The organism is Dyella soli (assembly GCF_054482295.1).
On the sequence record NZ_JBTFFU010000003.1, the window covers coordinates 93315 to 109349 of the forward strand.

At 67.1% G+C, this 16035-nt stretch carries 12 protein-coding genes; 6 read left to right on the forward strand and 6 right to left on the reverse strand.

The genetic code is table 11. The features are described 5' to 3' along the window. Window positions 1-115: 115 nt before the first annotated feature. The 4 genes from ACXU4B_RS14750 to ACXU4B_RS14765 all read left to right on the forward strand — a co-directional run bounded on the left by ACXU4B_RS14750 (window position 116) and on the right by ACXU4B_RS14765 (window position 5086). Complete coding sequence (locus ACXU4B_RS14750) at window positions 116-1129, forward strand: class 1 fructose-bisphosphatase (RefSeq protein WP_131411162.1); 1014 nt, start codon at window positions 116-118, stop codon at window positions 1127-1129. An 82-nt stretch (window positions 1130-1211) separates the two neighbouring features. Continuing rightward, window positions 1212-1907 carry a 2OG-Fe(II) oxygenase gene (locus tag ACXU4B_RS14755; RefSeq protein ID WP_131411160.1) on the forward strand — a complete coding sequence of 232 codons (696 nt, stop codon included), beginning with the start codon at window positions 1212-1214 and terminating at the stop codon, window positions 1905-1907. 130 nt (window positions 1908-2037) lie between these two features. Next, window positions 2038-2967, forward strand: coding sequence for a patatin-like phospholipase family protein (locus tag ACXU4B_RS14760; protein ID WP_131411158.1), 930 nt, complete (start codon window positions 2038-2040; stop codon window positions 2965-2967). Between the two features lie 88 nt (window positions 2968-3055). Continuing rightward, complete coding sequence (locus tag ACXU4B_RS14765; RefSeq protein ID WP_131411156.1) at window positions 3056-5086, forward strand: S9 family peptidase; 2031 nt, start codon at window positions 3056-3058, stop codon at window positions 5084-5086. Window positions 5087-5153: 67 nt separating this feature from the next. On the opposite strand, the gene ACXU4B_RS14770 is transcribed toward ACXU4B_RS14765, so the two are convergent. The 4 genes from ACXU4B_RS14770 to ACXU4B_RS14785 all read right to left on the reverse strand — a co-directional run bounded on the left by ACXU4B_RS14770 (window position 5154) and on the right by ACXU4B_RS14785 (window position 9964). Next, window positions 5154-5822, reverse strand: coding sequence for a helix-turn-helix transcriptional regulator (locus ACXU4B_RS14770; RefSeq protein WP_131411154.1), 669 nt, complete (start codon window positions 5820-5822; stop codon window positions 5154-5156). A gap of 3 nt (window positions 5823-5825) precedes the next feature. Continuing rightward, complete coding sequence (locus ACXU4B_RS14775; RefSeq protein WP_131411152.1) at window positions 5826-6491, reverse strand: hypothetical protein; 666 nt, start codon at window positions 6489-6491, stop codon at window positions 5826-5828. A 124-nt stretch (window positions 6492-6615) separates the two neighbouring features. Further along, complete coding sequence (locus ACXU4B_RS14780; protein ID WP_131411150.1) at window positions 6616-7707, reverse strand: PA0069 family radical SAM protein; 1092 nt, start codon at window positions 7705-7707, stop codon at window positions 6616-6618. A 46-nt stretch (window positions 7708-7753) separates the two neighbouring features. Continuing rightward, window positions 7754-9964 (reverse strand): patatin-like phospholipase family protein, encoded by a 2211-nt coding sequence (locus tag ACXU4B_RS14785; protein WP_131411148.1) that lies wholly within the window; start codon window positions 9962-9964, stop codon window positions 7754-7756. A gap of 231 nt (window positions 9965-10195) precedes the next feature. Between ACXU4B_RS14785 and ACXU4B_RS14790 the strand changes: the two genes are divergently transcribed. Beyond that, on the forward strand, window positions 10196-10456 hold the full coding sequence (locus tag ACXU4B_RS14790) for a GlsB/YeaQ/YmgE family stress response membrane protein (protein WP_131411146.1): 261 nt from the start codon (window positions 10196-10198) through the stop codon (window positions 10454-10456). A 62-nt stretch (window positions 10457-10518) separates the two neighbouring features. Here the strand turns inward: ACXU4B_RS14790 and ACXU4B_RS14795 are convergent, their stop codons facing one another. After that, window positions 10519-12177 (reverse strand): MFS transporter, encoded by a 1659-nt coding sequence (locus tag ACXU4B_RS14795; RefSeq protein ID WP_131411144.1) that lies wholly within the window; start codon window positions 12175-12177, stop codon window positions 10519-10521. A 172-nt stretch (window positions 12178-12349) separates the two neighbouring features. After that, a complete protein-coding gene (locus tag ACXU4B_RS14800; protein WP_240734113.1) occupies window positions 12350-13759 on the reverse strand; it encodes a hypothetical protein in 1410 nt (469 codons plus the stop codon). A gap of 247 nt (window positions 13760-14006) precedes the next feature. On the opposite strand from ACXU4B_RS14800, the gene acs reads away from it, so the two are divergent. Further along, a complete protein-coding gene (acs, locus tag ACXU4B_RS14805; protein WP_131411140.1) occupies window positions 14007-15947 on the forward strand; it encodes an acetate--CoA ligase in 1941 nt (646 codons plus the stop codon). Window positions 15948-16035 lie beyond the last annotated feature (88 nt).

The following is a 16035-nucleotide window of genomic DNA, read 5'->3' on the forward strand; positions in this document are numbered from 1 at the left end:
ACCCTCTGCTGCCAACGTGTTGTCAGTAGCCCGGCGCTGAATCACCGCTCAGGGCCCGCTGGCGCGGTTTGCCGCCAGCCGGGACAATAGGCACCCCTTTGCTTGCGGGTTTGCCATGAAGTCCATCTCGCTGATCCAGTTCCTGATCGAGGAACGCCGCGCCGGCTATGTGAATGCCGAGCTTTCCCTGTTGATCGAGGTGGTCGCCCGCGCCTGCAAGCGCATCGCCGTGGCCACCAACAAGGGCGCCCTGGGTGGCGTGCTGGGCGAGGCCGGCACCGGCAACATCCAGGGCGAGGCGCAGAAGAAGCTGGACGTGATCTCCAACGAGATCCTGCTGGAAGCGAATGCCTGGGGCGGCCAGCTCGCCGCCTGCGCGTCCGAGGAGATGGAAGATCCGCAGCCGATTCCCGACATGTACCCGAAGGGCCATCACCTGCTGCTGTTCGATCCCCTGGATGGCAGCTCCAACATCGACGTGAACATCTCGGTCGGCACGATCTTCTCGATCCTGCGCTGTCCCGACGGCGTCACCGAGCCCAGGGCCGAGCACTTTCTGCAGCCGGGCACCACCCAGCTGGCCGCCGGTTACGTGGTGTACGGCCCGGCGACCGTGATGGTGCTGACCTTCGGCCACGGCACGCACGAGTTCACGCTGGACCGCGAAGTGGGCAGCTTCATCCTCAGCCGGCGCGACATCCGCATTCCGGAAGAGACGGCCGAGTTCGCCATCAACATGTCCAACCAGCGCCACTGGGAAGCGCCCATGCAGCGCTACATCGGCGAACTGCTGGCCGGCAAGGATGGCCCGCGCGCCAAGGACTTCAACATGCGCTGGGTCGCCTCGATGGTGGCCGACGTGCATCGCATCATCACCCGCGGCGGCGTGTTCTTCTATCCGCTCGACGCCAAGATCCGCTCCAAGGGCGGCAAGCTGCGCCTGATGTACGAGGCCAACCCGATGGCCTTCATCGTCGAGCAGGCCGGCGGCGCGGCCACCACGGGTCGCGAACGCATCATGGGACTGCAGCCGACCGGCCTGCACCAGCGCGTGCCGGTGTTCCTCGGTTCGAAGAAGGAAGTGGAAGTGGCGACGCATTACCACGTGGAGGCTGACGCCGCCGTGTGAGCCCGCCGGACCGGCCGCGCCGGCGCGCATGCGCGCCGCCGTGGCCCCGGTTCCCCGACGACAGCGCAGGCGCAGGGTCTCCATGGCAGCGGACTTCATCGAGGTTTACGACCGCGCCCTCGACGCTGCGCAATGCGCGGCGCTGATCGCGCGCTTCGAAAGCAGCGGCAACGCCACGCCCGGGCAGGTGGGCGGAGGCGTCTATCCCGAACTGAAGGACAGCGGCGACATCACCATCAGCGGCAAGCCGGCCTGGCGTGACGCCGAGACGGCGCTGAACCTGGCCATGCTGGCCGGGCTCACCGCCTATCTGCGGCGTTACCCGTACACGCTGATCGCGCCGCTGATGCTCAAGCTGCCCGACCCGGGCGGCCAGCCGCGCCGGCTCGCCGAGGCGGACGTGGCGGCCATGGACGACGCCGCGCTGGGCACGCTGGCCCGGCAGGTGTTCAAGCCGGGCGCGATCAACCTGCAGCGCTACCGCGCCGGCACGGGCGGCTATCCGTACTGGCATTGCGAGCTGTTCCCGCGCGACGCGAGCGCCGAAACGCTGCACCGGCACCTGCTCTGGACCGTCTACCTCAACGACGGCTTCGCCGAAGGGGAGACGGAATTCCTTTACCAGCAGCGCAAGATCACGCCGCGCACCGGCAGCCTGCTGATCGCCCCGGCCGCCTTTACCCATACCCACCGCGGCAACCGCCCGCACGGTGGCGACAAGTACATCGCCACCAGCTGGGTGATGTTCCAGCGGGCCGAAACGCTCTACGGCAGCTGAGCGCCGCCCAACCAGGCGCCGCGAACAGTCATCGCGCCGCCCGCTGGCCGCCGTACACTCGCCCGCCAGTTACCGGCATGCTGACGGAACAGCCAGCCGGCCATCCCACCCTTTCGCCTGCGCCAACGACATGACGTCCATCCGCCGCCTTCGTTCCCTCCTCCCGCTGCTTGCCAGCCTGGCCCTGTGTGCCTGCCACGGCAGCACCAAGCCCACGCCACCGCCAGCGCCACTGCTGCCGCCACCGGTGGTGAAGCTGCGCATCGGGCTGGCCCTGGGCGGCGGGGCCGCCAAGGGCTTCGCCCACATCGGCGTGATCAAGATGCTGGAAGCCAATGGCATCCGCCCCGATGTGGTGTCCGGCACCAGCGCGGGCAGCGTGGTGGGCGCGCTGTATGCCAGCGGCATGGATCCGTTCCAGATGCAGGAACAGGCGTTCGCGCTGGACGAAAGCCGCATCCGCGACGTGCGCCTGTTCTCCGGCGGCGTGGTGCAGGGCCAGAAGCTGCAGGATTACGTCAACCAGCTGGTGAAGAACCGCCCGCTGGACAAGCTCGAGCTGCCGTTCGCGGTCGTCTCCACCCAGCTGGAGACGGGCCAGCGCACCGTGTTCGTGCGTGGCAATACCGGCCAGGCGGTGCGTGCGTCCAGCAGCATCCCGGGCGTATTCGAGCCGGCCGAGATCAACGGCAAGCACTACGTCGATGGTGGCGTGGTCAGCCCGGTACCGGTGGACGCTGCGCGCGAACTGGGCGCGGACGTGGTGATCGCGGTGGACATCTCGACCAAGGCCAGCGGCAGCAACCCGGTCGGCATGGTCAACATCGTCGGGCAGTCGATCAGCATCATGGGCCAGAAGCTCGGCGAGCAGGAGCTGGCCCGCGCCGATATCGTGATCCGTCCCAAGGTCGGCCAGATCGGTGCGGCCGACTTCGAGCAGAAGAACCAGGCCATTCTGGAAGGCGAGCGCGCGGCGCTGGCGGCGATGCCCGCGATCAAGGCGAAGATCGCCGCCATCCAGGCGGCGCGACAGGCCGCCCCGGCTGTCGTCGCGCACTAAGCGACGCCCCTCCAATGCCGGAAGTTGGCTGGCAGGCCCGTAAGTGGCCTGCTAGCGTGCTGGTTTTCTCCGTGACAAGGCGCCCGCCATGGCCCGACCCGCCCGCTTGCTGCTGCCCCTGATGGCAGCGGCGTTTGCTCCCGCCGTGTTTGCCGAACCGACCCATGTCGATCCGCGCATCGAAAGCCTGCTCGGCGAACTGGGCAAGGTGAGGCAGATCGAGATGGTGCAGCTGTCTCCCGACGGCAGCCGGCTGGCGTGGGTGGTGCGCACGCAGGGCAAGGGCCACATCGAAGTGGCCAATGCCGATGGCAGCAACGCGCATGCGATCGACAGCAGCAAGCCCGGCAGCTGCAGCGAAAGCGACCTGGCCTGGGCACCGGATTCGCGCCAGCTGGCCTTCCTTTCCGATTGCGCCACCGGCGGCAAGCAGAAGGAACTGATGCTCGCCGACCTGTCGGCCAAGGCGGCGCCAAAGCGGCTCGCCGCGCTGACCGGCGTGGCGCAGAGCCTGGGCTGGTCGCCGGACGGCAATACGCTCGGCTTCCTCTACGTGCCCAACGGCACGCGCCGCGCCAGTGCGGTGTTCGCCGCCAAGCCTGCCGCCGGCGAGGTTGGCGTGGATGGCCTGGAGGTACAGCGCGTGGCCGCGGTCAAGCTCACCGGCGGCGCCGTGCAACTGCTGACGCCGGCCGAGACCTACGCCTATGAGTTCACCTGGTCGCCCGACAGCACGCGCATCGCCTACGTCGGCGCCGTGCCCCCGGGCGACAACAACTGGTGGCTGGCGAAGCTCTACGTGCAGGACGCCCGCGCGGGCGCCACCGGCACGACGCTGCTCGATCCGTCGACGGTGAAGGGCTCGCTGCATGGCCTGCAGATCGCCGTGCCGCGCTGGTCACCCGATGGCAAGCGCCTCGCCTTCATCGGCGGCCTGATGAGTGACCAGGGTTCCACCGGTGGCGATATCTACGCCGTGGCCGCCAGCGGCGGCGAGCCGGTGAATCTCACGCCCGCGACCAAGGTCACGCCCGGCTGGCTGGCCTGGACCGGCCCCCGGCAGCTGCTGGTCTCCCAGGTCAGCAATGGCCAGAGCCAGGTGGCGGAGTATGCCGTCGACGACACGCGGGCCACGCCGCAGAAGACCCTGTTCACCCTGCCTGCCACCATCGACGACGGCACGCTGGAGATGGCGCTGTCCTTGTCCGCCGACCACACGCGCGTGGCCTTCGTGCAGAGCTCCTACACCGCCGCGCCGGAAGTGCATGCGGGCGTGCTGGGCGACACCCCGCCTTCCGCAGTGACCTCGCTCAATGCCGGCCTCAAGCCCGGCTGGGGCAAGGCCGAGTCGGTCGAGTGGGACAACGAAGGCCACCACGTGCAGGGCTGGCTGCTCTATCCGGCCAACTACGACCCGAACAAGCGCTATCCGATGATCGTGACCGTGCACGGCGGTCCGTCGAGCGCGGTGATTCCGCGCTGGCCGGGCGTCGGCTTCGGTGGTTCGCCGTTCTCGGCGCTGGGCTATTTCGTGTTCATGCCCAACCCGCGCGGCAGCTTCGGCCAGGGCGAGGCCTACGTGCAGGCCAACCGCAAGGACTTCGGCCACGGCGACCTGCGTGACATCCTCGCCGGCATCGACGCCATCGAGAAGAAGCTGCCCGTCGACGACCAGCGCCTGGGCCTCACCGGCTGGAGCTACGGCGGCTTCATGAGCATGTTCGTGCCCACGCAGACACAGCGCTTCCGCGCCGTGGTGGCCGGCGCAGGCATCAGCAACTGGCAGAGCTACTACGGCCAGAACCTGATCGACCAGTGGATGCTGCCGTTCTTCGGTGCCTCGGTGTACGACGACCCCGAGGTCTACGCCAAGAGCTCGGCGATCAACTTCATCAAGCAGGTGAAGACGCCCACGCTGGTCGTGGTGGGCGACCGCGACGCGGAATGCCCGGCGCCGCAGTCGTTCGAGTACTGGCATGCGCTGCGCGCGCAGGGCGTGCCGACCTCGCTGGTGGTGTATCCGAACGAGGGACACCACTTCGTCGACCCGGCGCACCAGCGCGATGTGCTGCAGCGTGCGCTGATGTGGTTCGAGAAGTACCTGCCGGCCACGAACTGAGCGCCGGGGCAGCGTACGCAACCCAAGCCGCCGATGCATCCATCGGCGGCTTTTTTTTCGCGCTGGTTCAGGCCGCCGGATCGTCCGGCGGCTCCGGCGACGACAACAAGGCGCCGAGGCGGAAGCGGCACACATGGCCGCCGCGCACGATGCATTCCATGTGGTGGATGCGGCGCCCACTGGCCGCTTCCAGGTAGGCGAGGTCGAACTTGCACACCTGGGGGTGCTGCCGGGCCAGTGCGTGGAAGACGCAGTTGAAGGCCTCGACCTGCCACTCGTCGCCATGCCGCGCGGCGATGGCTTCATATCCCATCGCATCGAGCTTGCGGGCCAGGCCGCTCGCCAGCTCTTCCGGAGGCGTGGCCGGCGCGGGCGCCACTTCCCGGCTGCCCAGCCCGTGACCGAGGTCGCGCAGGAGCTGCTCGACCGCGGCGACGCCAAGGCGTTCACCCAACTGGGCCAGCAATGCCGTCGCGATGGTGCCGTAGTTGCGCGGGAACAGGGCATGCCCAGCTTCGGTCAGCCGGTAGCAGGCCACCGGCCGACCGCCGCTGGGGCGTGACTGCGCGCGTTCCACGTAGTCGCGTGCTATCAAGGCGCTCAGGTGCTGGCGCACGGCGTTGTGGCTGATGTGCAACTGCTCGCACAACGACTCCACCGTGCCGCCTTCGCTGGCCATCAGCAGCTGGCGCAAAAGGCGCTGCTGCGTGCTGCCGAGCTGGCCGAGCGCTCCCATCGGTCAGCTCGCCTTGTCCGGGAACTGCTTGGCGATGCCACCGGCCAGCGCGTCGGCGATCGTGTTCATATGCGCCTGCATGGCGGTCCAGGTTTCCTGCTCACCCTTGCTGTCGCCGCTCATGATCTGCTGGATCTGGCTGGCGTGATGCGCCACATGGCCGGCAAACAGGCCCTGCACGGCGCTCTCGGGAAGATTGGGATTGGCGCCGGAGAAGAACTTGGCGATGGCGGTGACATTGGTGTTGAGGTCGGCCATGGCCTTCTGCGCCGCCGCCGTGTCGTGGGCGGCGCTGGCGTCGGTCAGCGCCTTGACACCGCCCCAGTGCCCGGCGAGCAATTGCAGTGTCTGCTCGCCGGCGGGCTTGCCATAGAAGCCGCCCACGGCATTGGCGATCTGCTTGGCATTGGCGACGACGGCATCCGCGGCGGCCTTGGCCTTGGCCTCATCGTGCGCGTGCACGGCCATCGCGTAGTCGCGCGTGGCCACCACATGGCCGTGCCAGAGCGATCGCATGGCAGCCTGCAACTTGGGCGCGGCCACCGGCGCCGCTGCCGGTGCGTCCTGGGCCATGCCAGCCATCTCAGGCATGGCCGGTCCGGCGTAGGCGAGGCCGGTCGCGGCGAAGCACGCGCCAGCGACGGTAAACAACAAGCTTCGGGTCTTCATGGGATATCTCCGGTAGGTCGCAACGGGCGACTCCGGACAGTCTGGGCTGGACCCAGTATCGCGCAATATATCCATGTGTAAAGCCTGCTGCACCAAGCTTTACACAGTCGGTGCCGAGATCGGGTCAGAACAATTCGCCTTGCGGCGACGGCTTGCGCGGTGGTACGAAGCGGGTCGTGTCCAGCCAGAGTTCGCGCGCCCGGCCAAAGCCATGCCTGCGGCAGGCCAGGTCGAAGCGGCGCTGGATCAGGTCGGCGAACACGCCCTTTCCGCGCATGCGCGTGGCGAAATCGCTGTCGTAGTCGCGGCCGCCGTGCATCTGCTGCACCAGGCTCATCACGTGCGCGGCGCGCTGCGGCACGTGCAGCGCCAGCCATTCGCGGAACAGCGCCTTCAACTCGTACGGCAGCCGCAAGGTGGTGTACCCCGCGCAGCTGGCGCCGGCATCGGCGGCCTGTTCCAGCACCGCCTCCAGGTCGCCGTCGTTGAGCGCGGGAATGATCGGCGCCACCAGCACGCCTACCGGTACGCCGGCCTCGGCCAGCGTGCGCAGCGCCTTGATGCGCCGGTGCGGCGCGCTGGCGCGCGGTTCCAGCTTGGCGGCGAGATGGTTGTCGAGCGTGCTGACCGACACGAACACCTGCACCAGCTTCTCGCGCGCCATCGGCACGAGGATGTCGAGGTCGCGTTCCACCATCGCGTTCTTGGTGACGATGGTGCACGGGTGATGGCATTCGGCGAGCAGCTCCAGCGCGGCGCGCGTCAGCCGCCAGCGCCGCTCGATCGGCTGATAGGGATCGGTGTTGCTGCCGATGTTGATCGGGCTGACGGTGTAACCGGGCTGCGACAGTTCGTGCCGCAGCACTTCGGCGAGGTTGCTCTTGGCGCGCAGCCTGGTTTCGAAGTCCAGCCCGGGCGACAGGTTGAGATAACTGTGCGACGGCCTGGCGAAGCAGTAGATGCAGCCGTGTTCGCAGCCCCGGTAGGGATTGAGCGCCTGGCTGAAATGGATATCCGGCGAGTCGTTGCGGGTGATGACACTGCGCGCGTGTTCCTCGGTCACTTCGGTGCGCGGGCGCGGTGCCTGCTCGTCCAGCAGCAGGCTCTGCCAGCCGTCGTCCTCCGCGTGGTGACGGATCGATTCGAAGCGCCCCTCCGGATTGGAAGCGGCGCCGCGGCCCTTCAGGGCCTTGGGTGGAAAGGGGGCATCGGCCATGCCGCGAGTGTGCTCCGGCCAGGTCTCAGTTGCCGCGACATCCTGGCTAGGGAGGCTGGGGCGCGAATTCCCGGCGAAGCTCCGCTGCCATGCGCGCGAGCGGGTAGTGCTGTTCGAGCTGCCGGCCCAGCTCGGTGAAGACGGGCGCGGAAATGGTCCAGCCCAACGGAATCGGGTAATCGCCCGGGCACAGGCGAAAGTGCCAGAGCACATCGCCGTGTGCCGGATCGACGTCATCGGTGGCCAGGGCCCGCAGCAGTTGCACGCGCGCGTACTCACCGCGCGCCGCGCGCGTGTCGAGCAGCGCCGCCAGCGGCGCGCTTGCCTCGCCGCGCACGCTGTCGCGCACGCGGCCTGGCGCGGCCGGACACGCCGCGGCATACAGCGGCAACGGGTGCGATGCATCGTGGCGGTCGATGAAATCACTCATCTGCGGATCGTTGCTGATGTGGATGACGATGAAGCGCAGGGCGATGCCGCGCTGGGCCGCGCGAACGCGCAGCAGCTGCATCACCTCGAGCAAGGTGGTCGTGCCGGAGTTCTCGAAGTAGCCGCCGTCGACCAGCTGGAGCCGGTTGGGCAGCGGTGGATTGGCCGCACGGCTTTCCAGCGTGCCGGCGGGGCTGACATAGGTGAAGCGCGCGCTGTTGAGCACGACCTCGCTGAGCGGCACGCGCGGATCGAGCCAGCCCGAACCATCGAATCCGGCCGTCCACGGCTGGCGCTGCGGCGTGGCGATGGGCTGGAACGGATGCTGCACGAAGCGGCGTCCCTCGGTGACCGTGGTGCTGTTGAGGAACAACGCCGGCGTCGTCGTGAGCACCTTGCCGTCGGGCGAACGGTAGGGTGCCGCGAACGGTTGCGCGAAGGCAGTCACGCCCTGTCTGCGCGCGGCCGACTCCCATGCGCGGGTGAGTGCACGCGCGCGGTCGTTCAACCATGCCCCCGGCAACCAGCGTTGGGTGAAATCGACGAAGAAGGTGTTGGCCAGCGTGGGGGCCAGGAAATCATGGCCAAGCATGGCCTGCGCGCCAGGTTCCAGCGTCGCGGCAGGCTGGCCGAGCAGGCTCGCGTACGTCGCCAGGCCGAGGCTGCCGCCCGACACGCCGCTGGCGGCGAACAGATAGCGTGCAAGCAGCGGCTCGCCCTGCACGGACTGGCCGGCATCGACCAGCGCGGTCAGGCGGGCAAGCACCAGCGCCGTCCACGCCGCACCGCGTATGCCACCGCCTTCGGCCGATACCAAAACCACCGGACACGGCGCGCGACTGGCGCAACGATCCGCCAGCCATGCGTCCGCATACGCGTCGAAAGCAGGTCGGGTATCGGCCAGCGGCGGCATGGGTTGCTCGTGCGTGCTCATCACCGGGTACTGGCGCACCTTGTGGTTGTCGTTGAGGTGCAGCCAGTGCAGCGTGGCGCTGAGCAACAGCATCGTGCTGAGCAGCGGCACGCCACGCCGGTCGCCGGCCATGCACAGCAGGCTGCCGCTGAAGCTGAGGAAGGCGGCGGCGATCAGCAGGATGGCGAGCGGACCGATGCCATCGAGCGCCTCCGGCTTCCATGCAATCAGCCCGGTGGCGAAGATGTTGAGCGCCACCACCACTCCATAGAAGCTGCATGGCACCAGGCCCAGGTCGCGTACGCGCCACACGCGCTTTTCGTCCGACGGCCGCGGTGCGGGCGGCGCCAGCGCCGGGACGCGGCGCGACAGCGCGGACCACATGCGACGACGCGTCATGAAGAACACGATCAAGGCTGCCGATTCCAGCAGCAGGCCCGTCGCGCGCCAGTTGCGTTGCTCGCAGTGCGCGGTCACGCCGCACGGCCCGTGCGGAAGCTCCGCCAGCGCCAGCACATAACCGAGGCAGACCAGCAGCGGCACGGCCGCACCGAGCAGGCGCGGCAGCCAGTCCCGCAACGGCGCGGCGCGTTCGTCCTGCAGCGCGGGCCAGCGCGGGTAGCGCAGGCGATAGGCGTTGCGCGCGGCATACCAGATCGAGAGGCCAGCGAGTGCGCAGGTCGCCAGCAGTGCGACATAGCGGCCGCCGCTGGGGTCGGTCCACAGGGCTATCAGGAAAAGTTCGGCGGCCTGGTCGACACCCATCGCCACGCCCACCGCGACGCCAAGCACCAGCAGGGATACGCGCACCGGCTTGAGATGATCCAGCAGCAGGGCCGTCCAGCCGAGCATGTGCCGCCAGCGGCGCCGCAAGCGTGGACCGGGTGGCGCCTTTCCCCGTTCGATGCTGGGCATGCAGGCAATCTCCCTCTGGCGCCGGGCTGACGGGTCGCGTCCATCGTAGGGCCGTTTAAGCCGTTCGATCCGCGATGCGGTTCCCATGGATGCCCGCCGTCGCCGCCGGCATGGCCGGCGCCAGCTTCGCTCGCCCTTGCGTCACGGCCACGTGATGCCGCCATACTGGCGCCGCCTCGCACCGCTGCGGGGGCAGTCCCGCTTCCGTTTCATCAACCGAAGGAGGGCAAGATGACCGCAACAGGTTTGTTGGTATTCCTGCTGGTGGGCGCCATCGCCGGATGGCTGGCCGGGTTGATCGTACGTGGCTTCGGCTTCGGACTGATCGGCAACATCGTGGTCGGCATCATCGGCGCGTTCCTCGCCGGTTGGCTGCTGCCCATGCTTGGCCTGAGCTTCACCATGGTCAGTCCGCTGGTCACCAGCATCGTGTATGCACTGATCGGCGCGATCATCCTGCTGGCGATCATTGGCGTGGTGAAACGCGCCTGACGCGGGTAAAAAAAAAGGCGCGGCGATGTCCCGCCGCGCCTTTCCATGCTCCAGCCGAGCGGTCAGCCGCGGATATCGACATCCTTGGTTTCGCGCAGGAACAGCAGGCCGATGAAGAAGGTGCCGATCGCCACGATGATCGGATACCAGAGGCCGTAGTAGATATCGCCCTTCCAGGCGACCAGCATGAAGCCGATGGTCGGCACGAAGCCGCCGAACCAGCCGTTGCCGATGTGGTACGGCAGGCTCATCGACGTGTAGCGGATGCGCGTGGGGAACATCTCCACCAGCCACGCCGCGATCGGCCCGTACACCATGGTCACGTAGAACACGAGAATCGCCAGCAGCACCACCAGCATCACGTAGTTCGACTGCGCGGGGTCAGCCTTCTCCGGATAGCCGGCGGTCTTGAGCGCCGCACCCAGCTGGGTGCCAAAGGCCTTGCTCTGGTCGCCGAAGGCCTTGCTGTCCAGGCCGCCGCCCTCGAAGGAGCTGATCATGGTGTCGCCGATCTTCACCTCGGCCACGCTGCCCGGCTCGGCCGTCACGTTGGCATAGGGAATGCCCTTCTTCGCCAGCGCGCTCTTGGCTACGTCGCACGAACTGGTGAACTTGGTCTTGCCCACCGGATCGAACTGGAAGCTGCACGCCTTCGGGTCGGCCACTACCTTCACCGGCGAGGTCGCCGCCGCCTGCTCGATGGCCGGATTGCCGAAGTGGGTAAGCCCCTTGAAGATCGGGAAGTAGGTGAGTGCCGCCAGCAGGCAACCGGCAAGCACGATGCTCTTGCGGCCCACGCGATCGGACAGCCAGCCGAAGAACACGAAGAACGGCGTGCCGATGGCCAGCCCGGCTGCAATCAGCAGGTTGGCCGTGGTGGCATCGATCTTCAGGCTCTGGGTGAGGAAGTACAGCGCGTAGAACTGGCCCGTGTACCACACGACCGCCTGGCCGGCGGTAGCGCCGAGCAGGGCGAGGATCACCAGCTTGAGGTTGCCCCAGCGGCCAAACGCTTCGGTCAGCGGCGCCTTGGAGTGCTTGCCCTCGGCCTTCATCTGCTGGAACACCGGCGACTCGGCCAGCTGCAGGCGGATGTACACCGACACGATGAGCAGCAGCGACGAGATCAGGAACGGAATGCGCCAGCCCCACGCGTCGAAGGTCTCGGTGCCCAGGCCAAGGCGCGTGCCCAGGATCACCAGCAGCGACAGGAACAGGCCGAACGTCGCGGTGATCTGGATGAAGCTGGTGTACAGGCCGCGCTTGCCTTGCGGCGCATGCTCGGCCACGTAGGTGGCCGCACCGCCGTATTCGCCACCCAGGGCCAGGCCCTGCAACAGGCGCAGCGCGATGAGCACGACCGGTGCCAGCATGCCGATGCTGTCATAACCGGGCAGCACGCCGACCAGGAAGGTCGAGAGACCCATGATGACGATGGTGATGAGGAAGGTGTACTTGCGTCCGATCATGTCGCCCAGTCGGCCGAACACGATCGCCCCGAACGGGCGCACCGCGAAACCCGCGGCAAAGGCCAGCAGCGCGAAGATGAACTGGCTGGTCTCATTGAGTCCGCTGAAGAAATGCTTGCCGATCAGGGCGGCGAGCGATCCGTAGAGATAGAAGTCGTACCACTCGAACACCGTGCCCAGGCTGGAAGCCAGGATCACGCGCCGGTGGCTGGTGTCGAGCGCCCCGCGCGCGTCGATTGCCGTCGTTGACATGATGTTTCCCTCGAAATTGAACGGTCAGGTCGTGTGTTGGGAAGGGTCTTCAGGGCGCAGCGCTACTGGTCGGATGCACCGACCCATGGCTCTTTCCACCATCGGTTCGAGGCCTCCATGGCCTTCCCCCGACCACCCGGGCGACAGCGCCCCGACGCTGTCGCCCTTGTTTTCAAAAGCGGTACAGGCCGTTGAGGCTGACCTGGTTGCCGTTGATGTTCTTGCGCTCTCCTTCGGGGCCGGTCTGGTAACGCAGCTTGTCGTAGATCCACTCGACGCCGAATTCATAGGCGCCGGACGCGTACTGCAGGCTCAGGGCAGCCTGCTGGTCCTTGAGCAGGGCGTTCGAGGTTGGCGTCGTGGCCACCCAGCGGACCACGTCGTCCTTGTTCGGCGAGACCATGGAGTAGAACGCGTTGACGCTCCACTTCGGCGTGAAGTTGTAACTGCCCTGCACCCAGCCGCCGGTTTCGCTGATGTCGCCGAACTGCGACATGGCGCCGAACACCTGGCCCAGCGCGTTGCCGCTGTAGATCAGGCCCTTGAAGGTCCACGGGCCCGGCTTCCATTGGCCGCTCAGCTCATAGCCGATGCTGTTGATGCTGTCCTTGATCGGCTTGGCCACGGTGTTGCCGACACCTTTCATGTCGAGGCTGGCGTAATGCACCACGAAGTAGGCGAGCCAGTCCTTGTCGGCCACGTGCAGCCTCGCTTCCACCTGCGGCTGGAAGTGCGCATTGCCCGCGGTCAGGTAGTTGATCGTGCTTCCCGGCCCGTTCCAGCTGCCTTCGAACGCACCCACGTCCAGTCGCCACTTGGGACCGTCGGCGCCATGGTTGAGATCCTGCATCCAGATCACGCCCGGGTAGCGCCAGCCGATGAGGCCGGACCCGAAGCCGAGCGGGAAGGCGATGTGCGACAGCGAGGTGGGCGTGTTTTCCAGCGGGAACAACAGATCCCATTCCTGCCCGACGCGAACGGTGGTGCCGCCGCTGGCGTTGACCAGGTCCATATAGGCCTGGCGCAGGCGCGGCGTCGGCTGCTGCTGCGCATAGGCACCGGTGCCGTTGAAGCCGCCGAAGAAGTCCATCTCGATGCGACCGCTGCCGCTCCAGTTCTCATTGAGCTTGGCGCCGGTGAAGTCGAGCCAGAAGCGCGTGTTGCGCACGTCCACGCCACTGAGCGCGCCGGAATTGGCCTTGGCTGGCACGGCCGGAATCTCGGCGTTCTGGCCATTGCCGTAAGTGAAGGTCTTGTCCTGCCCGAAGCCGCTGGCGCTGATGAAGCCGTGCAACGCCACCGAAACACCTGGTGCCGAACTGAAGGCGGGCTTGGCCGCAGGCGCGGCTTCCACCTTGGTCGATGCTGCCTGCGCCGTCGCCTGGGCGGCCTGGGCCGTCTGGGTCGCCTGCGAGGTGGCCGCCTTCTGTTCCTGGATCATGGCCTTGAGTTCGGCCAGTTGCTGTTCCAGCTGATTGACCCGCTGCTCGAGCTGCTGTTCGCGGGTGCTGCCCTTCGTGCTGCTTTGCGCATGGGCTCCCAACGGCAGGGCGAGCGCGCAGGCAACGCTGAGCGCCAGCATTCCGCGGCGTCCTTGGGTACTCGGTGATGTCATGGCAGGCCTCCCCAGGTCGATGACCACCCGAGCATGTCCATGCTGCATCGCGGACGCCTATTCCCCATTGGTCGAACCTCGACCAAAGTCGAAAGTCGACGGCAACGTACCGATCACCAGCCAACGGCTAAACTCGACCGCTACCGCGCGGCAAGGGTGCTGCAGCGGTTTTCACCGATGAGGCGGCCGGAGCGCCGGCCGCAGGAGCCCCACGATGACCAAGCTCTACCCCGTCAAGCCCGAGTTCGCCGCCAAGGCCCGTGTCAGCAAGGACGACTACGAGCGGCTTTACGCCGAATCCGTGAAGGATCCGGGGGGTTTCTGGGGCAAGGTCGGCCAGCGCCTGCAGTGGACCAAGGCGCCGACGAGGATCAAGAACGTCTCCTACGACCCGAACAACCTGCACATCCGCTGGTACGAGGACGGCGAGCTGAATATTTCGGCCAATTGCCTGGATCGTCACCTGGCCGAGCGCGGCGACAAGACCGCCATCATCTTCGAGGGTGATGATCCGAACGAGTCGCGCCGCATCACCTATCGGGAACTGCACGCCGAAGTGTGCAAGTTCGCCAACACGCTCAAGCACCTGGGCGTGGCCAAGGGCGATCGCGTGGCCATCTACATGCCGATGATCCCGGAGGCGGCGGTGGCCATGCTGGCCTGCGCACGCATCGGCGCCATCCACTCGGTGGTGTTCGGCGGTTTCTCCCCGGATTCGCTGGCCGGCCGCATCGCCGACTCGACCTGCAAGGTCGTGGTCACCGCCGACGAAGGCGTGCGCGGCGGCAAGAAGATTCCGCTGAAGACCAACGTGGACGCTGCCCTGGAACGTCCGGGCACCAACAGCGTGGAAACCGTGATCGTGGTGCGCCGTACCGGCAGCGCCGTGCCGATGCAGTCGCCGCGCGACCGCTACTACCACACGCTGATGGAAGGGCAGTCGGCCGACTGCCCGCCGACGCCGGTGGAAGCGGAGCATCCGCTGTTCATTCTTTATACCTCCGGCTCCACCGGCAAGCCCAAGGGCGTGCTGCATACCTCGGGCGGTTACCTGGTGTACGCCAGCTACACGCACGAGCTGGTGTTCGACCTGCGTGAAGACGACGTCTACTGGTGCACCGCCGACGTGGGCTGGGTCACCGGTCATAGCTACGTGGTGTACGGTCCGCTGGCCAACGGCGCGACCACGCTGATGTTCGACGGCGTGCCGAACTATCCCGACACCAGTCGCTTCTGGAACGTGGTGGACAAGCACAAGGTCAGCCTGTTCTACACCGCGCCCACCGCCATCCGCGCGCTGATGCGCGAAGGCGAAGGCCCGGTGAAGAAGGCCTCGCGTGCATCGCTGCGCGTACTGGGCTCGGTGGGCGAGCCGATCAATCCCGAAGCCTGGGAGTGGTACTACCGCGTGGTCGGCGACGAGCGCTGCCCGATTGTCGACACCTGGTGGCAGACCGAAACCGGCGGCATCCTCATCACGCCGCTGCCGGGTGCCATCGCCACCAAGCCGGGCTCGGCCACGCTGCCGTTCTTCGGCGTCATTCCAGCGGTGGTGGACGCCAGTGGCGCGGTACTCAAGGGCGCCACCGAAGGCAACCTGGTGATTGCCGATTCGTGGCCGGGCCAGATGCGCACCGTGTATGGCGACCATCAGCGTTTCATCGACACTTACTTCAGCGCCTATCCGGGCAATTATTTCACCGGCGACGGCGTGCGCCGGGACGAAGACGGCTACTACTGGATTACCGGGCGCGTCGACGACGTGATCAACGTGAGCGGTCACCGCATCGGCACCGCTGAAGTGGAAAGCGCGCTGGTATCGCACCCCAAGGTGGCCGAAGCGGCCGTGGTCGGCTGCCCGCACGAGATCAAGGGCCAGGGCATCTACGCGTATGTCACGCTGATCGCCGGTGAAGTTGGCACCGACGAACTGCGCAAGGAACTGGTCGCATGGGTACGCAAGGAGATCGGTCCCATCGCCACGCCGGACTACCTGCAGTGGGCGCCGGGCCTGCCCAAGACCCGCTCGGGCAAGATCATGCGCCGCATCCTGCGCAAGATCGGCGAGAACCTTCCCGATCAGCTGGGCGACATCTCCACCCTGGCCGATCCGGGCGTGGTGAAGAACCTGGTCGACGAACGCCTGATCAAATGACAAGGAGTCCGCGGAGAGGCGCGGGAATGCAGGGGAGAGCGGGCTGCGGTTCGCCTCTCGCTCCTCACTTCTCTTCACTATTTTCCAG